Below are 20,295 nucleotides of genomic sequence, written 5' to 3'. Positions count from 1 at the left end.
TGGTCCGTGGATTGCATATTGTCCCGTTAGTGGTTTCAAAATGAGCAGTAAAAATGTCCGGAAGACACCAAAAAGTTGTCGCAGGGAAGTATGCAGTGGCGGAGGTGTAAGGTGATAACGCGTGATTTCTTGATGAATGCCGATTGTAAAACGGCATTTGGTGCCATTGAAGAATCACTCTTATGGTCAGCAGAACAACGGGCGGCTTCGCTGGCGGCGACGCTGGCTTGTCGACCTGATGAGGAACCGGTGTGGATCTTCGGCTATGGATCGTTGATGTGGAATCCGGCACTGGAGTTTACCGAATCGTGCACCGGTACACTGGTTGGATGGCATCGCGCATTTTGCCTGCGCCTGACCGCCGGGCGCGGGACTGCGCACCAGCCGGGACGGATGCTTGCACTGAAAGAGGGCGGACGCACCACAGGCGTCGCCTATCGACTGCCAGAAGAGACGCTGGAGCAGGAACTAACCTTGTTGTGGAAGCGAGAGATGATTACCGGCTGTTATCTGCCAACCTGGTGTCAGCTTGATCTTGATGATGGACGCACAGTAAACGCCATTGTGTTTATTATGGATCCGCGACATCCAGAATATGAATCTGATACTCGCGCTCAGGTCATCGCGCCGTTGATTGCGGCGGCGAGCGGTCCGCTGGGAACCAACGCACAATACCTGTTTTCACTGGAACAGGAGCTTATCAAACTGGGAATGCAGGACGATGGGCTGAATGATTTGCTGGTATCGGTAAAAAAACTGCTGGCGGAGAATTTTCCGGATGGTGTGTTACGTCCGGGATTCGCCTGAGTAAACTTCCCGCATAGTGGGGCGTCAGACGCCCCCTCAAACATTAAAATGTGAGCACTTTATCGGCTGACAGCGTCCATTGCGCCAGTTCCACAAGAGTACCGATTTCCACCCCATCAATCAGAGGAAGTGTACTAATCCCGCGCCCGTCGGTACAGGTTTTGCACAATTTCACCGGTACATTCTGAGCGGTAAGGATCTCCAGCATTTGCTGAATGTTGTAGCCTTCCCCTGGTTTTTGCCCGCGCAACCCGGCTGTGACCGCATCAGACATGAGGAACAGACGCAGATCCAGATTGCTCTCCTGCTCTCGTAACGCAATGGCCAGCCGCAAGCTGTTAAACAAGGATTCGCTCCCGTAAGGTGCGCCATTGGCAACGATCACGATTTTTTGCATTATTTACTCCTGTATTCAGGGAATTAGACACTCATCTTCTATCTTACTGCTTCTGCAGCGTCTGACCAATCGGTCACATTTTTAAGGATTTTCCTGAAAGCGCGAGAAAATACGACAAAAGTTGCCAGTAATCGTTATTCTTTAAGGCTATGGTTTTTCATTATTACCGGAAGTTACCGACGTTTTGAGCCGTTTCGTTCCTCGCATTATCCCGTTTTATTTACTCTTGCTTGTAGCAGGCGGTACAGCTAACGCACAATCTACCTTCGAGCAAAAAGCGGCAAATCCCTTTGATAATAACAATGATGGTCTGCCGGATTTAGGCATGGCTCCCGAAAATCATGATGGGGAAAAACACTTTGCTGAAATTGTGAAAGATTTCGGCGAAACCAGTATGAATGATAACGGGCTGGATACTGGCGAGCAGGCAAAAGCTTTCGCATTGGGAAAAGTCCGCGACGCGCTTAGTCAACAGGTTAATCAGCACGTAGAGTCCTGGCTATCACCGTGGGGAAATGCCAGTGTTGACGTCAAAGTGGATAACGAAGGACATTTCACCGGCAGTCGTGGAAGCTGGTTTGTGCCGTTACAAGATAATGATCGTTATCTCACCTGGAGCCAGCTTGGTCTTACTCAGCAGGATGATGGGTTGGTGAGCAATGTGGGCGTTGGGCAACGCTGGGCGCGCGGCAACTGGCTGGTGGGTTATAACACTTTTTATGACAACTTGCTGGACGAAAATCTTCAGCGAGCGGGCTTTGGTGCCGAAGCGTGGGGCGAATATTTTCGACTATCGGCAAACTTTTATCAACCGTTTGCTGCATGGCATGAACAGACAGCCACGCAGGAACAACGGATGGCGCGCGGGTATGACCTGACAGCCCGGATGCGCATGCCGTTCTATCAACACCTCAATACCAGTGTCAGCGTAGAACAGTATTTTGGTGATCGTGTTGATTTGTTTAACTCTGGTACGGGTTATCACAATCCCGTCGCGTTGAGTCTGGGATTAAATTACACCCCTGTGCCATTAGTCACTGTGACGGCCCAGCATAAACAGGGTGAAAGTGGCGAGAATCAAAATAACCTCGGGCTGAATCTTAATTACCGCTTTGGTGTACCGCTCAAAAAACAACTTTCTGCGGGTGAGGTTGCCGAAAGTCAGTCGTTACGTGGTAGTCGCTATGACAATCCGCAGCGAAATAATCTACCGACTCTTGAGTACCGACAGCGAAAAACGTTAACGGTGTTTCTGGCGACACCGCCGTGGGATCTAAAACCTGGCGAAACAGTGCCGCTGAAATTACAAATCCGCAGTCGTTACGGTATTCGGCAACTGATTTGGCAGGGCGATACGCAGATATTAAGTTTGACGCCGGGCGCACAAGCCAACAGCGCGGAGGGCTGGACGCTGATCATGCCTGACTGGCAGAACGGGGAAGGGGCAAGCAATCACTGGCGATTGTCGGTGGTGGTGGAAGATAACCAGGGGCAGCGTGTCTCCTCCAATGAGATCACGCTAACGCTTGTCGAACCGTTCGATGCATTGTCAAACGACGAACTGCGCTGGGAACCGTAATCAGAAAATGCGCTCCTGATGCACCCATACCGCTGCTTCCACGCGAGACTTGAGCTTCATTTTCTTCAGCATGTGCTTGACGTGCACTTTTACTGTGCTTTCGGTGATATCCAGGCGGCGGGCAATCATCTTGTTCGGCAAACCCTGGGCAATCAGCTTGAGAATATCGCGCTCGCGTGGGGTTAACTGGTTAACATCGCGCTCAGTAGTGGCACGGTTAGCGCGCAAGCTGGCGGCCAGAACAGGCGTTAATGCTTCGCTTAATACCATTTCGCCAGCAGCTGCCTGATGCAATGCTTTCAGCAGATCTTCCGGTTCCATATCTTTTAACAGATAACCATCCGCGCCGCGTTTCAGTGCGGTGACCACATCTTCTTCATGGTTAGAGACGCTGAATACCACAATGCGCCCTGAGAGGGACTTTTCGCGCAGTTTATCCAGCGTTTCCAGACCGTTCATGCCGGGCATATTGAGATCTAACAGGATCAGATCGGGATCAAGAGACTCCGCCAGTTCAATACCCTGTTCGCCATTACTCGCTTCGCCAACCACGGTGATATCTGGTGCCATACTGATAAGCTGTTTTACGCCAGTTCGCAGCATCGGGTGATCGTCAATCAGCAGGATAGTAGCCGGTTCCTGATTACTCATGGGTATCTCCTTGGACGTCTGTGAAAGTTTTTTCGGGAATAAAGGTGACCACCACTTCGGTGCCACCTGATTCACGACGGCGGACGCGGCAATCGCCTCGTAAACTTTGCGCACGGTCGCGCATTATTATCATGCCGTAGTGATTGCTGCGGATGGCATTTTCAGGCACGCCGCAGCCGTTATCCTGGACGGTCAGTTTGACCTGATTATCGTTTTGCGCCACCGTCACCACGACTTCACTCGCTTGCGAGTGTTTGAGGGCGTTACTTAATGCCTCACGGGCAATTTGCAACAAGTGGATTGCCTGATGCGAAGGCACCAGGCGAGGCGGCAATTGATAATCCAGCTTCACCGGGAAGCCAAATTTGGCGCTGTACTCTTCGCAACTCGCCTCCAGCGCCGGACGTAATCCAGGCTCGGTGAGCTGCAAGCGGAATGTGGTGAGCAATTCACGCAACTGCGCCCAGGATGCATTCAGTTCGTTACGGATCTGACTTAACAGTTCGCGGCTGCTTTCTGGCAGCGCATCGCCCTGCATCTGTAAACAACTCACCTGCATCTTCATGCAAGAGAGAGATTGGGCAATAGAATCATGCAGTTCGCGCGCAATGGTGGCACGCTCTTCCATCACGATCAACTGTTGCTGACGTTCCTGATGGCGATCCAGCGCCAGCGTGGCGGTGAGTTGTTCAACCAGGGTATCCACCAGTTGTTGTTGATCATGGCTAAGATGACGCCCCTGCGGCAGGGTCGCCAGCAAAATACCGTACTGCGTATGAGAGTCAGCCAGCCGCCACTTCAGGGTTGTGCCGCGATCACCAACAGGTAATACGCCGCGCGGGCAGAGCTGGCAGCCTTTATCATCACAAGTCATATCTGGTTGGCAGGTAAACTCCTGATGATTCTCTTCATCATCAGTATCATAAACCCGCAGTTCGATATCACGTAGCAGGGTTAAATTCTGTAAGCCGTTGAGTACAGGTGACAGGCGTTCACACAGCGGGGCTTGGGAATGCAAACGGCGGTTAGCCTGCCATAAAAAAGAGAGGATCTGATTTTTATGCTCCAGCCCGGCGGTTTTCTCCTGAACCCGCTGCTCAAGTACGGCATAACTTTCGGCCAGTTCTGCAGACATATTGTTCAACGCAGTTCCAAGCATCGCCATTTCGTTGCGCCCGCTGATGTTTGCGCGTTGGGTAAAATCGCGATGACTGACGGCACTCGCCATTGCCAGCAGTTGCCGCCACGGTTGTAGCAGTCGCGCCCGCAACCAGATAATAGTGAACACCAGTAAAAGTGCCATAAATACCGCCATTACCCGATGGACCAGTACCACTGTCTCGATGCGCATTTCCGTGGTGCGGTCAAAACCAGATACCAGTTGATCAAGCCCGGCAACAAACTGGCTGACATCCGCTGACACCGTTTCTCGGTTTTGTGCACGCATCAACGCAGGGATCAGTTCATTACGCCAGTAATCTTGTAAACCCTGTAATTGCGCCAGTTGTCCGTCTCGTTCTGCTGCTCGAGTCAACTCGGCGCTAAATGCCGTTTGTTCCATCTCTTTAATTAAGGGCTTGTCTTTCTCGCTTAATGGCACTGCTGCCAACAGACGGTAACTTTGCATGCGCAGCGATCCCGCTTTGTTGATCGCATGGGCGCTGCCCTGAACGCCTTGCACCAGCCAGCCAGAAACCGCCATCCCTGCCAGTCCAATAGCAGTAGAAAGCAACACAATAAGCGCAACCTGATTAACCAGGGTGAGCGGAGAGAGACAACGTTTAAGCATGTAAACCTCTTCCTTCAGGCTTTAAATGAGCAATAACCTTAATGAATGTGACGATACATTCTGGAATGGCAGTATTCTCGGCTATTGGCTGAAGTATACCCATACCTGGAAAGAGTTACTCCTTATTTGCCGTGTGGTTAGTCGCTTTACATCGGTAAGGGTAGGGATTCTACAGCACCGTGAAAAATCTCATAATTTTTATGAAATCACTGTACTCACTATGGGTAATGATAAATATCAATGATAGATAAAGTTATCTTATCGTTTGATTTACATCAAATTGCCTTTAGCTACAGACACTAAGGTGGCAGACATCGAAACGAGTATCAGAGGTGTCTATGAGTCACTCATCCGCCCCCGAAAGGGCTACTGGAGCTGTCATTACAGATTGGCGACCGGAAGATCCTGCGTTCTGGCAACAACGCGGTCAACGTATTGCCAGCCGCAACCTGTGGATTTCCGTTCCCTGTCTGCTGCTGGCGTTTTGCGTATGGATGTTGTTCAGCGCTGTTGCGGTGAACCTACCGAAAGTCGGCTTTAATTTTACGACCGATCAGCTATTTATGTTGACTGCGCTGCCTTCGGTTTCTGGCGCGTTATTACGTGTTCCATACTCCTTTATGGTTCCTATCTTCGGTGGTCGTCGCTGGACGGCGTTCAGCACCGGTATTCTGATTATTCCTTGCGTCTGGCTGGGTTTTGCCGTGCAGGATACCTCCACGCCTTATAGCGTCTTCATCATCATCTCTCTGCTATGCGGCTTTGCTGGCGCGAACTTCGCCTCCAGTATGGCAAACATCAGCTTCTTCTTTCCGAAACAGAAGCAGGGTGGCGCGCTGGGTCTGAATGGTGGTCTGGGCAACATGGGCGTCAGCGTCATGCAGTTGGTTGCTCCGCTGGTGGTATCACTGTCGATTTTCGCAGTATTTGGTAGCCAGGGCGTCAAACAGCCGGATGGGACTGAGCTGTATCTGGCGAATGCGTCCTGGATATGGGTGCCGTTCCTTGCCATCTTCACTATTGCGGCGTGGTTTGGCATGAACGATCTTGCTACCTCGAAAGCCTCCATCAAGGAGCAGTTGCCGGTACTCAAACGGGGTCATCTGTGGATTATGAGCCTGCTGTATCTGGCAACCTTCGGCTCCTTCATCGGCTTCTCCGCGGGCTTTGCAATGCTGTCAAAAACGCAGTTCCCGGATGTTCAGATTCTGCAATACGCTTTCTTCGGGCCGTTTATTGGTGCGCTGGCGCGTTCTGCAGGTGGTGCATTATCTGACCGTCTGGGCGGAACTCGTGTCACGCTGGTGAACTTTATTCTGATGGCGATTTTCAGCGGCCTGCTGTTCCTGACCTTACCGACTGACGGGCAGGGCGGAAGCTTCATGGCGTTCTTCGCGGTCTTCCTGGCGCTGTTCCTGACAGCTGGGCTGGGTAGTGGTTCCACTTTCCAGATGATTTCAGTGATCTTCCGTAAACTGACAATGGATCGCGTGAAAGCAGAAGGGGGTTCTGACGAACGTGCGATGCGTGAAGCGGCAACCGACACGGCAGCGGCGCTGGGTTTCATCTCTGCGATTGGCGCTATTGGTGGCTTCTTTATCCCGAAAGCGTTTGGTAGCTCGCTGGCATTAACGGGTTCGCCAGTCGGCGCAATGAAGGTATTTTTGATTTTCTATATCGCCTGCGTAGTGATTACCTGGGCGGTATATGGTCGGCATTCTAAAAAATAAACCGTTACTCGTCATACTTCGGGTTACATGTGCTGCGGCTGCGTTCATTCACCCCAGTCACTTACTTTAGTAAGCTCCTGGGATTCATTCACTTGCCGCCTTCCTGTAAACCGAATTATATAGAGTAAAATATTTGATTATCCTTTGCGCGGCATGATGTCGCGCTTTTTTTATGCGTTATTTAGTTACAACATACTAATGTTATATGGCTTATTCGCCGGATTTCATTAAGAGCCATTAATATGTTACCCATGGGGAATACTCCTTAATACCCATCTGCATAAAAATCTTCATGCTTTAAATAACTACAGGTATAAAACGTCTTAATTTACAGCATGTTATGCTTTAACTGTTAATTATCCTAAAGGGGTATCTTAGGAATTTACTTTATTTTTCATCCCCATCACACTTGATCGTTATCAATTCCCACGCTGTTTCAGAGCGTTACCTTGCCCTTAAACATTAGCAATGTCGATTTATCAGAGGGCCGACAGGCTCCCACAGGAGAAAACCGATGAGTAAATTCCTGGACCGGTTTCGCTACTTCAAACAGAAGGGTGAAACCTTTGCCGATGGGCATGGCCAGCTTCTCAATACCAACCGTGACTGGGAGGATGGATATCGCCAGCGTTGGCAGCATGACAAAATCGTCCGCTCTACCCACGGGGTAAACTGCACCGGCTCCTGCAGCTGGAAAATCTACGTCAAAAACGGTCTGGTCACCTGGGAAACCCAGCAGACTGACTATCCGCGTACCCGTCCGGATCTGCCAAACCATGAACCTCGCGGCTGCCCGCGCGGTGCCAGCTACTCCTGGTATCTTTACAGTGCCAACCGCCTGAAATACCCGATGATGCGCAAACGCCTGATGAAAATGTGGCGTGAAGCGAAGGCGCTGCATAGCGATCCGGTTGAGGCATGGGCTTCTATCATTGAAGACGCCGATAAAGCGAAAAGCTTTAAGCAGGCGCGTGGACGCGGTGGATTTGTTCGTTCTTCCTGGCAGGAGGTGAACGAACTGATCGCCGCATCTAACGTTTACACCATCAAAAACTACGGCCCGGACCGTGTTGCTGGTTTCTCGCCAATTCCGGCAATGTCGATGGTTTCTTACGCATCGGGTGCACGCTATCTCTCGCTGATTGGCGGTACTTGCTTAAGCTTCTACGACTGGTACTGCGACTTGCCTCCTGCGTCTCCGCAAACCTGGGGCGAGCAAACTGACGTACCGGAATCTGCTGACTGGTACAACTCCAGCTACATCATCGCCTGGGGGTCAAACGTACCGCAGACGCGTACCCCGGATGCTCACTTCTTTACTGAAGTGCGTTACAAAGGGACCAAAACTGTTGCCGTCACACCAGACTACGCTGAAATCGCCAAACTGTGCGATCTGTGGCTGGCACCGAAACAGGGCACCGATGCGGCAATGGCGCTGGCGATGGGCCACGTAATGCTGCGTGAATTCCACCTCGACAACCCAAGCCAGTATTTCACCGACTATGTGCGTCGCTACACCGACATGCCGATGCTGGTGATGCTGGAAGAACGCGACGGTTACTACGCTGCAGGTCGTATGCTGCGCGCTGCTGATCTGGTTGATGCGCTGGGCCAGGAAAACAATCCGGAATGGAAAACTGTCGCCTTTAATACCAATGGCGAAATGGTTGCGCCGAACGGTTCTATTGGCTTCCGCTGGGGCGAGAAGGGCAAATGGAATCTTGAGCAGCGCGACGGCAAAACTGGCGAAGAAACCGAGCTGCAACTGAGCCTGCTGGGTAGCCAGGATGAGATCGCTGAGGTAGGCTTCCCGTACTTTGGTGGCGACGGCACGGAACACTTCAACAAAGTGGAACTGGAAAACGTGCTGCTGCACAAACTGCCGGTGAAACGCCTGCAACTGGCTGATGGCAGCACCGCCCTGGTGACCACCGTTTATGATCTGACGCTGGCAAACTACGGTCTGGAACGTGGCCTGAACGACGTTAACTGTGCAACCAGCTATGACGATGTGAAAGCTTACACCCCGGCCTGGGCTGAGCAGATCACCGGCGTTTCTCGCAGCCAGATTATTCGCATCGCCCGTGAATTTGCCGATAACGCTGATAAAACGCACGGTCGTTCGATGATTATCGTCGGTGCGGGGCTGAACCACTGGTATCACCTCGATATGAACTATCGCGGTCTGATCAACATGCTGATTTTCTGCGGCTGTGTCGGTCAGAGCGGGGGCGGCTGGGCGCACTATGTAGGTCAGGAAAAACTGCGTCCGCAAACCGGCTGGCAGCCGCTGGCGTTTGCCCTTGACTGGCAGCGTCCGGCGCGTCATATGAACAGCACTTCTTATTTCTATAATCACTCCAGCCAGTGGCGTTATGAAACCGTGACTGCGGAAGAACTGCTGTCGCCGATGGCGGATAAATCCCGTTATACCGGACACCTGATCGACTTTAACGTCCGTGCAGAACGCATGGGCTGGCTGCCGTCTGCGCCGCAGTTAGGCACTAACCCGCTGACTATCGCTGGCGAAGCAGAAAAAGCCGGGATGAATCCGGTAGATTACACCGTGAAATCCCTTAAAGAGGGTTCCATCCGTTTTGCGGCAGAACAACCAGAAAACGGTAAAAACCACCCGCGCAACCTGTTCATCTGGCGTTCTAACCTGCTCGGTTCTTCCGGTAAAGGCCATGAGTTTATGCTCAAGTACCTGCTGGGGACGGAGCACGGTATCCAGGGTAAAGATCTGGGGCAGCAGGGCGGCGTGAAGCCGGAAGAAGTGGACTGGCAGGACAATGGTCTGGAAGGCAAGCTGGATCTGGTGGTTACGCTGGACTTCCGTCTGTCGAGCACCTGTCTCTATTCCGACATCATTTTGCCGACGGCGACCTGGTACGAAAAAGACGACATGAATACTTCGGATATGCATCCGTTTATTCACCCGCTGTCTGCGGCGGTCGATCCGGCCTGGGAAGCGAAAAGCGACTGGGAAATCTACAAAGCCATCGCGAAGAAATTCTCCGAAGTGTGCGTCGGCCATCTGGGTAAAGAAACCGACATCGTCACGCTGCCTATCCAGCATGACTCTGCCGCTGAACTGGCGCAGCCGCTGGATGTGAAAGACTGGAAAAAAGGCGAGTGCGACCTGATCCCAGGTAAAACCGCGCCACACATTATGGTCGTAGAGCGCGATTATCCGGCGACTTACGAACGCTTTACCTCTATCGGCCCGCTGATGGAGAAAATCGGTAATGGCGGTAAAGGGATTGCCTGGAACACCCAGAGCGAGATGGATCTGCTGCGTAAGCTCAACTACACCAAAGCGGAAGGTCCGGCGAAAGGCCAGCCGATGCTGAACACCGCAATTGATGCGGCAGAGATGATCCTGACACTGGCACCGGAAACCAACGGTCAGGTAGCCGTGAAAGCCTGGGCTGCCCTGAGCGAATTTACCGGTCGTGACCATACGCATCTGGCGCTGAATAAAGAAGACGAGAAGATCCGCTTCCGCGATATTCAGGCACAGCCGCGCAAAATTATCTCCAGCCCGACCTGGTCTGGTCTGGAAGATGAACACGTTTCTTACAACGCCGGTTACACCAACGTTCACGAGCTGATCCCATGGCGTACGCTCTCTGGTCGTCAGCAACTGTATCAGGATCACCAGTGGATGCGTGATTTCGGTGAAAGCCTGCTGGTTTATCGTCCGCCGATCGACACCCGTTCGGTGAAAGAAGTGATAGGCCAGAAATCCAACGGCAACCCGGAAAAAGCGCTCAACTTCCTGACGCCGCACCAGAAGTGGGGTATCCACTCCACCTACAGCGACAACCTGCTGATGCTGACTTTAGGTCGCGGTGGTCCGGTGGTCTGGTTGAGTGAAGCCGATGCCAAAGATCTGGGTATCGCCGATAACGACTGGATTGAAGTATTCAACAGCAACGGTGCTCTGACTGCCCGTGCTGTTGTCAGCCAGCGTGTTCCGGCAGGGATGACCATGATGTACCACGCGCAGGAACGTATCGTTAACCTGCCTGGTTCGGAAATTACCCAACAGCGTGGTGGTATCCATAACTCGGTCACCCGTATCACGCCGAAACCGACGCATATGATCGGCGGCTATGCCCATCTGGCATACGGCTTTAACTACTACGGCACCGTAGGTTCTAACCGCGATGAGTTTGTTGTAGTGCGTAAGATGAAGAACATTGACTGGTTAGATGGCGAAGGCAATGACCAGGTACAGGAGAGCGTAAAATGAAAATTCGTTCACAAGTCGGCATGGTGCTGAATCTCGATAAGTGCATCGGCTGCCACACCTGTTCAGTTACCTGTAAAAACGTCTGGACCAGCCGTGAAGGCGTGGAATACGCGTGGTTCAACAACGTGGAAACCAAGCCGGGTCAGGGATTCCCGACTGACTGGGAAAACCAGGAAAAATACAAAGGCGGCTGGATCCGTAAAATCAACGGCAAACTGCAGCCGCGCATGGGTAACCGTGCCATGTTGCTGGGTAAAATCTTCGCTAACCCGCATCTGCCGGGGATCGACGATTATTACGAGCCGTTCGATTTTGACTATCAGAACCTGCATACCGCGCCGGAAGGCAGCAAATCGCAGCCGATTGCCCGTCCGCGTTCGCTGATTACCGGGGAACGGATGGCGAAAATCGAAAAAGGGCCGAACTGGGAAGATGACCTGGGCGGTGAGTTTGACAAACTGGCGAAAGACAAGAACTTCGACAACATCCAGAAGGCGATGTATAGCCAGTTCGAAAACACCTTTATGATGTATTTGCCGCGCCTGTGCGAACACTGCCTGAACCCGGCATGTGTGGCGACCTGCCCGAGCGGTGCGATTTACAAGCGTGAAGAAGATGGCATCGTCCTGATCGACCAGGATAAATGCCGTGGCTGGCGTATGTGCATCACCGGATGCCCGTACAAAAAAATCTACTTCAACTGGAAGAGCGGTAAGTCTGAGAAGTGCATCTTCTGCTATCCGCGTATTGAAGCGGGTCAACCGACCGTGTGCTCAGAAACCTGTGTCGGTCGTATCCGTTATCTTGGCGTGCTGCTGTACGATGCCGACGCGATTGAACGTGCAGCCAGCACCGAGAACGAGAAAGATCTTTACCAGCGTCAGCTGGACGTGTTCCTCGATCCGAACGATCCGCAAGTCATCGAGCAGGCGATTAAAGACGGTATTCCGCTGAGCGTTATTGAAGCCGCACAGCAGTCGCCGGTTTATAAAATGGCGATGGAATGGAAACTGGCGCTGCCGCTGCATCCGGAATATCGCACACTGCCGATGGTCTGGTACGTGCCGCCTCTGTCTCCGATTCAGTCTGCGGCAGACGCGGGCGAGCTGGGCCGCAACGGCATTCTGCCGGACGTCGAAAGCCTGCGTATTCCGGTACAGTATCTGGCGAATCTGCTGACCGCCGGTGATACCAAACCGGTACTGCGCGCGCTGAAACGTATGCTGGCGATGCGTCATTACAAACGTGCTGAAACCGTTGACGGTAAAGTGGATACCCGTGCGCTGGAAAAGGTCGGCCTGACCGAAGCGCAGGCGCAGGAGATGTACCGTTATCTGGCGATTGCCAACTACGAAGATCGCTTTGTGGTGCCGAGTAGCCATCGCGAACTGGCGCGGGAAGCCTTCCCGGAGAAAAATGGCTGCGGCTTTACCTTTGGTGACGGCTGCCACGGTTCAGATACCAAATTCAATCTGTTCAACAGCCGCCGTATCGATGCCATCGATGTGACCAGCAAAACGGAGCCGCATCCATGATCGAACTCGTGATTGTATCGCGTCTCCTTGAATATCCGGATGCTGCCTTATGGCAGCATCAACAAGAGATGTTTGAGGCGATTGCTGCGTCGAAAAATCTGTCGAAAGAAGATGCCCATGCGCTGGGCATTTTCCTGCGCGATTTAACGGCGATGGATCCGCTCGATGCCCAGGCCCAGTACAGCGAACTGTTCGACCGTGGCCGCGCCACGTCACTGTTGCTATTTGAACATGTTCACGGTGAATCCCGTGACCGCGGCCAGGCGATGGTGGACCTGCTGGCGCAGTACGAGCAGCACGGCTTGCAGTTAAACAGCCGCGAATTACCGGACCATCTGCCGCTGTATCTGGAGTACCTGTCGCAGCTGCCGCAAAGCGAAGCCGTGGAAGGTTTGAAAGATATCGCGCCGATTCTGGCATTGCTGAGCGCGCGTCTGCAACAGCGTGAAAGCCGTTATGCCGTGATGTTTGATCTGCTGCTGAAATTGGCCAATACCGCTATCGACAGCGACAAAGTGGCGGAAAAAATTGCCGACGAAGCGCGCGATGATACGCCGCAGGCGCTGGATGCTGTCTGGGAAGAAGAGCAGGTTAAATTCTTTGCTGACAAAGGCTGCGGTGATTCAGCAATCACTGCTCATCAGCGTCGCTTTGCCGGTGCCGTCGCGCCGCAATATCTGAATATCACCACCGGAGGACAGCACTAATGCAATTCCTGAATATGTTCTTCTTTGATATCTACCCGTACATAGCCGGGGCGGTCTTCCTGATTGGTAGCTGGCTGCGTTATGACTACGGGCAGTACACCTGGCGCGCGGCGTCCAGCCAGATGCTGGATCGCAAAGGGATGAACCTGGCGTCGAACCTGTTCCATATCGGTATTCTGGGGATTTTTGTTGGTCACTTCTTCGGTATGCTGACGCCGCACTGGATGTATGAAGCCTGGCTGCCGATTGAAGTGAAACAGAAAATGGCGATGTTTGCTGGTGGTGCCAGCGGCGTGCTGTGTCTGATTGGCGGCGTGCTGTTGCTGAAGCGTCGTCTGTTCAGCCCACGCGTGCGTGCAACCACTACCGGAGCGGATATCCTGATCCTGTCGCTGCTCGTTATCCAGTGCGCGCTGGGCCTGTTGACCATTCCGTTCTCCGCTCAGCATATGGACGGTAGCGAGATGATGAAACTGGTTGGCTGGGCGCAGTCGGTGGTGACCTTCCACGGTGGCGCTTCTCAACACCTCGATGGTGTGGCGTTTATCTTCCGTCTGCACCTGGTGCTGGGGATGACGTTATTCCTGCTGTTCCCGTTCTCGCGTCTGGTACACATCTGGAGCGTACCGGTGGAGTATCTGACACGTAAGTACCAGCTGGTGCGCGCTCGTCACTAAGCGAATTTTAGTTCACATAGACCCTGCTTCGGCGGGGTTTTTTTATGGGCACGGTGCGGGGTGAGTTGTCGGATGCGCTTCGCTTATCCGACCTACAGGGGAGGATATTGTAGGCCCGGTAAACGTGGTGCCATCGGGCAAAATTAGCTCGGAGTAACAGGTTTTGATTATTTAAGGAAGCGATGGTGGTGGGGGAAGGATTACTCAGCGCTGCGCGCTTCGCCCTTCGGGTCGTTGCCTGCGGCAACGCTCTCTCGCTGGTGCTCAAGTCGAACCTTGGTCGAAGCTTCTCATCCTTCCCCGCTTGGGCAGAATATTTAATTGCGGATTCGTTTGAGAGTTCACGGACTTTTGAAAGTGATGGTGGTGGGGGAAGGATTACTCAGCGCTGCGCGCTTCGCCCTTCGGGTCGTTGCCTGCGGCAACGCTCTCTCGCTGGCGCTCAAGTCGAACCTTGGTCGAAGCTTCTCATCCTTCCCCGCTTGGGCAGAATATTTAATTGCGGATTCGTTTGAGAGTTTACGGACTTTTGAAAAGTGATGGTGGTGGGGGAAGGATTCGAACCTTCGAAGTCGATGACGGCAGATTTACAGTCTGCTCCCTTTGGCCGCTCGGGAACCCCACCAGGGGTAATTCAAATTTTGAGGTAATACTTGAGATGGTGGTGGGGGAAGGATTCGAACCTTCGAAGTCGATGACGGCAGATTTACAGTCTGCTCCCTTTGGCCGCTCGGGAACCCCACCACGGGGTAATGCTTTTTACTGGCCTGCTCCCTTATCGGGAAGCGGGGCGCATCATATCAAATGACGCGCCGCTGTAAAGTGTTACGTTGAGAAAAATGAACTGGTTGCGTAATTTTCATCCGTAACGGATTAAAGGTAACCAGTTATTTTTGCTGGCGATTAAAGAATAATCGTCCGATTACCGTAAACAAAGACGCGCTGTGCCAGTACTTTGTATAGCGCACGACTTAAGACGTTTTTCTCGACGTCACGACCTGCGCGCATCATATCTTCAGCTGTGTAGGTATGATCGACATGAATAACGTCCTGCATGATGATTGGGCCTTCGTCCAGATTGTCATTCACATAGTGAGCGGTTGCGCCAATAATCTTCACACCACGTTCATAGGCCTGGTGATAAGGACGTGCGCCGATAAACGCAGGCAGGAATGAATGGTGAATATTGATGATTTTATTCGGGAAGCGTGCCACAAATTCCGGCGTTAATACCCGCATATACTTCGCCAGCACCACATAGTCAGGTTGATAAGCATCAATGGCGTCCGCCATCTTTTGATCGTGCTCGTTGCGGCTTAACCCTTCATGGCTTACCAGCTCAAACGGAATATCAAAACGCTCAACCAGAGAACGTAAAGTATCGTGGTTACCAATAACTGCCGCGATTTCGACATCCAGGCCGCCGTAATTGGCTTTCATCAACAAATCGCCAAGGCAATGCGCTTCTTTAGTGACCAGAATCACTATCCGGCGACGACCGGCAGGATTCAGCTCACGCACGGAGCCTTCTGGCAATGCGCTATCGAGATCCGCCAGCAGGGTGGAATCATTAAAAATCCCTTCCAGTTCCGTGCGCATAAAAAAGCGCCCGGTACGGTGATCAACAAATTCATTGTTCTGTACGATATTTAACTCGTGCTTGTAGCAAATATTGGTAATACGTGCGATCAGACCTTTTTGGTCCGGACAAATAGTACGCAGAACTTTACGTTGGAGTGAATGCATTGCTGGAAAAACCTTGTTGAGAGTGTTTGCTAAACCGTACCGTCAACCATTATTGGCCGCAGCACTTTTTAAATTTTTTACCTGAACCACAAGGGCAGGGATCGTTGCGACCAAACTGCGGACGTGTACCGTCAATATAGTACCATTGACCGTTTTCTTTCAAAAATCGCGAACGTTCAATTATTGCACCTGTTTTACCACCTTCGGTAAATCGAGCAACAAAACTGACAAATCCGATATTGTCGGCGTCCTGCCAACAATGTTCAAATACGGTCAATCCCAACCATTCAGTATGCGCAAATCCGGCCATCAATTCGGCACGTAACGCCGCTGCTCCACAAGAGGGATGCCAGGTCTTTATTAAATAATCTGCGTCTTGCATCACAAAAGCGCAGTAACGCGAACGCATGAGATGTTCTGGATCAGGTGCAACCTTTTCACCAGACACATAAGGGTGGCAACATAGGCTATACTCGACAGCACTACCACAGGGACAAAGCTGAGACACAAATAATCTCCCTGGAAACAATAACGGCGTATTAACCGCCTGAGTAGCACTATGTTAACCGAGCAGTAGCGATGTGGCTACGATTGCATTCCAGGGGAATCTTGCGGGAATAATGAGAAAGATAAAAATAGGGCTGGCGCTGGGATCTGGCGCGGCGAGAGGTTGGTCGCATATTGGCGTTATTAATGCGCTAAAAAAAGTGGGTATTGAAATTGATATCGTTGCAGGATGTTCAATTGGTTCGCTGGTGGGCGCTGCCTATGCATGCGATCGATTATCTGCGCTGGAAGATTGGGTGACCTCTTTCAGTTATTGGGATGTTTTACGCCTGATGGATCTCTCCTGGCAGCGCGGTGGGTTACTGCGCGGCGAGCGTGTCTTCAATCAATACCGCGAAATAATGCCGGAAACAGAGATCGAAAATTGTTCCCGTCGCTTTGCGGCTGTTGCCACCAATTTAAGTACGGGACGTGAATTATGGTTTACTGAAGGCGATCTCCATCTTGCTATTCGCGCATCATGCAGTATTCCAGGACTCATGGCACCTGTTGCACATAACGGCTACTGGCTGGTTGATGGAGCAGTCGTTAACCCAATTCCTATTTCCCTCACGCGTGCATTGGGGGCTGATATTGTGATAGCGGTTGACCTGCAGCACGATGCTCATTTGATGCAACAAGATTTGCTCTCCTTTAATGTCAGTGAAGAAAATAGCGAGAATGGTGATTCTCTGCCGTGGCATGCGCGTCTGAAAGAAAGGTTAGGCAGCATAACGACACGTCGGGCGGTGACAGCGCCAACGGCAACAGAGATTATGACCACTTCTATCCAGGTGCTGGAGAACCGCCTTAAAAGGAACCGCATGGCAGGTGATCCGCCCGATATTCTGATTCAACCTGTTTGCCCGCAAATATCTACGCTTGATTTCCATCGCGCGCACGCTGCCATTGCGGCCGGACAGCTGGCAGTGGAAAGGAAAATGGACGAACTTTTGCCGTTGGTACGCACCAACATTTGACCAGAATTTTTATCTACACTTAAGTTAATTCTGACAGGCGCAGGTGGCAATAGCATGCCACTATTGAGTAAAGCCAGTCAGGGGAGAGAACATGACGCAGCCATTGGTCGGAAAACAGATTCTCATTGTTGAAGATGAGCAGGTATTTCGCTCGCTTCTGGATTCATGGTTTTCCTCATTGGGAGCGACAACGGTACTGGCGGCTGATGGGGTGGATGCCCTTGAGTTGCTGGGAGGTTTCACTCCAGACCTGATGATATGTGATATCGCGATGCCACGAATGAACGGGCTTAAACTGCTGGAGCATATACGTAACAGAGGCGACCAGACCCCAGTTCTGGTGATATCTGCCACTGAAAATATGGCAGATATTGCCAAAGCGTTACGTCTGGGCGTTGAAGATGTTTTGCTGAAACCAGTTAAAGATCTGAATCGCTTGCGCGAGATGGTTTTTGCCTGTCTCTATCCCAGCATGTTTAATTCGCGCGTTGAGGAAGAGGAAAGGCTTTTTCGCGACTGGGATGCAATGGTTGATAACCCTGCCGCAGCGGCGAAATTATTACAGGAACTACAACCGCCGGTTCAGCAGGTGATTTCCCATTGCCGGGTTAATTATCGTCAATTGGTTGCCGCGGACAAACCCGGCCTGGTGCTTGATATTGCCGCACTTTCGGAAAACGATCTGGCATTTTATTGCCTTGATGTCACTCGAGCTGGACATAATGGCGTACTTGCTGCCTTGTTATTACGCGCATTGTTTAACGGATTATTACAGGAACAGCTTGCACACCAAAATCAACGGTTGCCAGAGTTGGGCGCGTTATTGAAGCAGGTAAACCATTTACTCCGTCAGGCCAATCTGCCGGGGCAGTTTCCGCTATTAGTTGGCTATTATCATCGCGAACTGAAAAATCTCATTCTGGTTTCTGCGGGTCTGAATGCGACGTTAAATACCGGCGAACACCAGGTGCAAATCAGTAATGGTGTTCCGTTAGGCACTTTAGGTAACGCTTATTTGAATCAATTGAGCCAGCGATGCGATGCCTGGCAATGCCAAATATGGGGAACCGGTGGTCGACTGCGCTTGATGTTGTCTGCAGAATGAGCAAACGATAACGCGGGCTAAATTTGCATTACCTGCTAATGTCGGCTGGTGGTACTATCGTCGCCATTCGTATAAGTAATTGTCTTAATTATGCTAACTCGCCTCCTTTTCAGAACTTAGCCCCTTCGGGGTGCTGATATACTGGGATGCGATACAGAAATATGAACACGTTCAAAACACGAACAGTCCAGGAGAATTTAAATGGCTGCCATTAATACGAAAGTCAAAAAAGCCGTTATCCCCGTTGCGGGATTAGGAACCAGGATGTTGCCGGCGACGAAAGCCATCCCGAAAGAGATGCTGCCACTTGTCGATAAGCCATTAATTCAATACGTCGTGAATGAATGTATTGCGGCTGGCATTACTGAAATTGTGCTGGTTACTCACTCATCTAAAAACTCTATTGAAAACCACTTTGATACCAGTTTTGAACTGGAAGCAATGCTGGAAAAACGTGTAAAACGTCAACTGCTTGATGAAGTGCAGTCTATTTGTCCGCCGCACGTAACTATTATGCAAGTTCGTCAGGGGCTGGCGAAAGGCCTGGGACACGCGGTATTGTGTGCTCACCCGGTAGTGGGTGATGAACCGGTAGCTGTTATTTTGCCTGATGTTATTCTGGATGAATATGAATCCGATTTGTCACAGGATAACCTGGCAGAGATGATCCGCCGCTTTGATGAAACGGGTCATAGCCAGATCATGGTTGAACCGGTTGCTGATGTGACCGCATATGGCGTTGTGGATTGCAAAGGCGTTGAATTAGCGCCGGGTGAAAGCGTACCGATGGTTGGTGTGGTAGAAAAACCGAAAGCGGATGTTGCGCCGTCTAATCTCGCTATTGTGGGTCGTTACGTACTTAGCGCGGATATTTGGCCGTTGCTGGCAAAAACCCCTCCGGGAGCTGGTGATGAAATTCAGCTCACCGACGCAATTGATATGCTGATCGAAAAAGAAACGGTGGAAGCCTATCATATGAAAGGGAAGAGCCATGACTGCGGTAATAAATTAGGTTACATGCAGGCCTTCGTTGAATACGGTATTCGTCATAACACCCTTGGCACGGAATTTAAAGCCTGGCTTGAAGAAGAGATGGGCATTAAGAAGTAACATCCGTATCGGTGTTATCCACGAAACGGCGTTGAGCAATCGACGCCGTTTTTTTATAGCTTATTCTTATTAAATTGTCTTAAACCGGACAATAAAAAATCCCGCCGCTGGCGGGATTTTAAGCAAGTGCAATCTACAAAAGATTATTGCTTGATCAGGAAATCGTCGAGGGATTTACCTTGCTCATCCATTGCTTTTTTGATTACAGCTGGAGTACGGCCTTGGCCAGTCCAGGTTTTAGTTTCGCCGTTTTCGTCAACGTAGCTATATTTTGCCGGACGCTGAGCACGTTTAGCTTTGGTGCCAGATTTAACGGCAGCAAGGCTATTCAGCAGTTCGTTCGGGTCAATACCGTCAGCGATCAGCATTTCGCGATATTGCTGCAGTTTACGAGTGCGCTCTTCAACTTCAGCAGCAGCCGCGCTTTCTTCTTCGCGACGTTCGTTAACAACAACTTCTAATTTTTCCAGCATTTCTTCCAGCGTTTCAAGTGTACATTCTCTTGCCTGCGCACGAAGAGTACGGATGTTGTTCAGAATTTTAAGTGCTTCGCTCATTGTAGTAATCTCAAACTTATATTGGGGTGGTTTGTTGAGGTAATAATAGAGCCTTAAATTCAGTTGTGCAATAGCCAGGAATGTAAGGAATTCAAAATTGTTCTTTATTTTGTGCCGCCAA

Annotated in this window: 16 protein-coding genes, 2 tRNA genes and 2 other RNA genes; 10 read left to right on the top strand and 10 right to left on the bottom strand. The window is 51.2% G+C overall.

Features of this window, described 5'->3' with window-relative positions; translation table 11 throughout:
- The first annotated feature begins 111 nt into the window (after window positions 1-111).
- A complete protein-coding gene (gene chaC / locus HGD79_RS05070; protein ID WP_001355927.1) occupies window positions 112-807 on the top strand; it encodes a glutathione-specific gamma-glutamylcyclotransferase in 696 nt (231 codons plus the stop codon).
- A 43-nt stretch (window positions 808-850) separates the two neighbouring features.
- Here chaC and ychN read toward each other — a convergent pair whose 3' ends face one another.
- Window positions 851-1,204: a DsrE/F sulfur relay family protein YchN gene (ychN, locus tag HGD79_RS05065; RefSeq protein WP_001169669.1), complete on the bottom strand. Its 354-nt coding sequence runs from the start codon at window positions 1,202-1,204 to the stop codon at window positions 851-853.
- A 184-nt stretch (window positions 1,205-1,388) separates the two neighbouring features.
- Here ychN and ychO point away from each other — a divergent pair, with 184 nt between their 5' ends.
- Window positions 1,389-2,783 (top strand): inverse autotransporter invasin YchO, encoded by a 1,395-nt coding sequence (gene ychO / locus HGD79_RS05060; RefSeq protein ID WP_139496503.1) that lies wholly within the window; start codon window positions 1,389-1,391, stop codon window positions 2,781-2,783.
- On the opposite strand, the gene narL is transcribed toward ychO, so the two are convergent.
- Window positions 2,784-3,434 (bottom strand): two-component system response regulator NarL, encoded by a 651-nt coding sequence (gene narL / locus HGD79_RS05055; RefSeq protein WP_000070491.1) that lies wholly within the window; start codon window positions 3,432-3,434, stop codon window positions 2,784-2,786. It lies immediately after the preceding gene.
- Window positions 3,427-5,223, bottom strand: a complete 1,797-nt coding sequence (gene narX / locus HGD79_RS05050; RefSeq protein WP_000918060.1) for a nitrate/nitrite two-component system sensor histidine kinase NarX — start codon at window positions 5,221-5,223, stop codon at window positions 3,427-3,429. The genes narL and narX overlap by 8 nt, the downstream gene beginning before the upstream one ends.
- Before the next feature lie 338 nt (window positions 5,224-5,561).
- Between narX and narK the strand changes: the two genes are divergently transcribed.
- The 5 genes from narK to narI all read left to right on the top strand — a co-directional run bounded on the left by narK (window position 5,562) and on the right by narI (window position 14,130).
- Window positions 5,562-6,953, top strand: a complete 1,392-nt coding sequence (gene narK / locus HGD79_RS05045; protein ID WP_000019827.1) for a nitrate transporter NarK — start codon at window positions 5,562-5,564, stop codon at window positions 6,951-6,953.
- 514 nt (window positions 6,954-7,467) lie between these two features.
- Window positions 7,468-11,211: a nitrate reductase subunit alpha gene (locus tag HGD79_RS05040; protein WP_000032935.1), complete on the top strand. Its 3,744-nt coding sequence runs from the start codon at window positions 7,468-7,470 to the stop codon at window positions 11,209-11,211.
- Window positions 11,208-12,746 carry a nitrate reductase subunit beta gene (gene narH, locus HGD79_RS05035; protein WP_168848317.1) on the top strand — a complete coding sequence of 513 codons (1,539 nt, stop codon included), beginning with the start codon at window positions 11,208-11,210 and terminating at the stop codon, window positions 12,744-12,746. The genes HGD79_RS05040 and narH overlap by 4 nt, the downstream gene beginning before the upstream one ends.
- Window positions 12,743-13,453, top strand: coding sequence for a nitrate reductase molybdenum cofactor assembly chaperone (narJ, locus tag HGD79_RS05030; RefSeq protein WP_000571699.1), 711 nt, complete (start codon window positions 12,743-12,745; stop codon window positions 13,451-13,453). Before narH ends, narJ begins: the two co-directional genes overlap by 4 nt.
- Window positions 13,453-14,130, top strand: coding sequence for a respiratory nitrate reductase subunit gamma (narI, locus tag HGD79_RS05025; protein ID WP_001160110.1), 678 nt, complete (start codon window positions 13,453-13,455; stop codon window positions 14,128-14,130). The genes narJ and narI overlap by 1 nt, the downstream gene beginning before the upstream one ends.
- 183 nt (window positions 14,131-14,313) lie before the next feature.
- Here narI and HGD79_RS05020 read toward each other — a convergent pair.
- The 6 genes from HGD79_RS05020 to HGD79_RS04995 all read right to left on the bottom strand — a co-directional run bounded on the left by HGD79_RS05020 (window position 14,314) and on the right by HGD79_RS04995 (window position 16,384).
- Window positions 14,314-14,445: non-coding RNA, RtT sRNA (locus HGD79_RS05020), on the bottom strand.
- 46 nt (window positions 14,446-14,491) lie between these two features.
- Window positions 14,492-14,623: non-coding RNA, RtT sRNA (locus HGD79_RS05015), on the bottom strand.
- Between the two features lie 47 nt (window positions 14,624-14,670).
- Window positions 14,671-14,755 (bottom strand) — tRNA-Tyr (locus HGD79_RS05010).
- 34 nt (window positions 14,756-14,789) lie between these two features.
- Window positions 14,790-14,874 (bottom strand) — tRNA-Tyr (locus HGD79_RS05005).
- A 159-nt stretch (window positions 14,875-15,033) separates the two neighbouring features.
- Window positions 15,034-15,876: a formyltetrahydrofolate deformylase gene (purU, locus tag HGD79_RS05000; protein WP_000555849.1), complete on the bottom strand. Its 843-nt coding sequence runs from the start codon at window positions 15,874-15,876 to the stop codon at window positions 15,034-15,036.
- Window positions 15,877-15,925: 49 nt separating this feature from the next.
- Window positions 15,926-16,384: a YchJ family protein gene (locus HGD79_RS04995; RefSeq protein ID WP_001307143.1), complete on the bottom strand. Its 459-nt coding sequence runs from the start codon at window positions 16,382-16,384 to the stop codon at window positions 15,926-15,928.
- Between the two features lie 112 nt (window positions 16,385-16,496).
- Here HGD79_RS04995 and rssA point away from each other — a divergent pair, with 112 nt between their 5' ends.
- The 3 genes from rssA (at window position 16,497) to galU (ending at window position 19,617) form a co-directional block, all read left to right on the top strand.
- Entirely contained in the window at window positions 16,497-17,402 is a 906-nt protein-coding gene (gene rssA / locus HGD79_RS04990) for a patatin-like phospholipase RssA (protein ID WP_001295622.1), read from the top strand.
- A gap of 91 nt (window positions 17,403-17,493) precedes the next feature.
- Window positions 17,494-18,507, top strand: a complete 1,014-nt coding sequence (gene rssB / locus HGD79_RS04985; protein WP_000193447.1) for a two-component system response regulator RssB — start codon at window positions 17,494-17,496, stop codon at window positions 18,505-18,507.
- Between the two features lie 201 nt (window positions 18,508-18,708).
- Window positions 18,709-19,617, top strand: a complete 909-nt coding sequence (gene galU / locus HGD79_RS04980) for a UTP--glucose-1-phosphate uridylyltransferase GalU (protein ID WP_000718995.1) — start codon at window positions 18,709-18,711, stop codon at window positions 19,615-19,617.
- A 143-nt stretch (window positions 19,618-19,760) separates the two neighbouring features.
- Here the strand turns inward: galU and hns are convergent, their stop codons facing one another.
- Entirely contained in the window at window positions 19,761-20,174 is a 414-nt protein-coding gene (gene hns / locus HGD79_RS04975; RefSeq protein ID WP_001287378.1) for a histone-like nucleoid-structuring protein H-NS, read from the bottom strand.
- Window positions 20,175-20,295 lie beyond the last annotated feature (121 nt).

The sequence above is a fragment of the Escherichia sp. SCLE84 genome, assembly GCF_012584495.1.
Taxonomy (GTDB): Bacteria; Pseudomonadota; Gammaproteobacteria; order Enterobacterales; family Enterobacteriaceae; genus ECMA0423.
Note: the sequence above shows the minus strand (reverse complement) of the source record. Positions and strands in the feature narration are given on the sequence as shown.

Coding starts and splice junctions, on each gene's coding strand:
- ychN (WP_001169669.1), bottom strand. CDS start 1,204: ATGCAAAAAATCGTGATCGTTGCCAATGGCGCACCTTACGGGAGCGAA.
- narL (WP_000070491.1), bottom strand. CDS start 3,434: ATGAGTAATCAGGAACCGGCTACTATCCTGCTGATTGACGATCACCCG.
- narX (WP_000918060.1), bottom strand. CDS start 5,223: ATGCTTAAACGTTGTCTCTCTCCGCTCACCCTGGTTAATCAGGTTGCG.
- narK (WP_000019827.1), top strand. CDS start 5,562: ATGAGTCACTCATCCGCCCCCGAAAGGGCTACTGGAGCTGTCATTACA.
- HGD79_RS05040 (WP_000032935.1), top strand. CDS start 7,468: ATGAGTAAATTCCTGGACCGGTTTCGCTACTTCAAACAGAAGGGTGAA.
- narH (WP_168848317.1), top strand. CDS start 11,208: ATGAAAATTCGTTCACAAGTCGGCATGGTGCTGAATCTCGATAAGTGC.
- narJ (WP_000571699.1), top strand. CDS start 12,743: ATGATCGAACTCGTGATTGTATCGCGTCTCCTTGAATATCCGGATGCT.
- narI (WP_001160110.1), top strand. CDS start 13,453: ATGCAATTCCTGAATATGTTCTTCTTTGATATCTACCCGTACATAGCC.
- purU (WP_000555849.1), bottom strand. CDS start 15,876: ATGCATTCACTCCAACGTAAAGTTCTGCGTACTATTTGTCCGGACCAA.
- rssA (WP_001295622.1), top strand. CDS start 16,497: ATGAGAAAGATAAAAATAGGGCTGGCGCTGGGATCTGGCGCGGCGAGA.
- rssB (WP_000193447.1), top strand. CDS start 17,494: ATGACGCAGCCATTGGTCGGAAAACAGATTCTCATTGTTGAAGATGAG.
- galU (WP_000718995.1), top strand. CDS start 18,709: ATGGCTGCCATTAATACGAAAGTCAAAAAAGCCGTTATCCCCGTTGCG.
- hns (WP_001287378.1), bottom strand. CDS start 20,174: ATGAGCGAAGCACTTAAAATTCTGAACAACATCCGTACTCTTCGTGCG.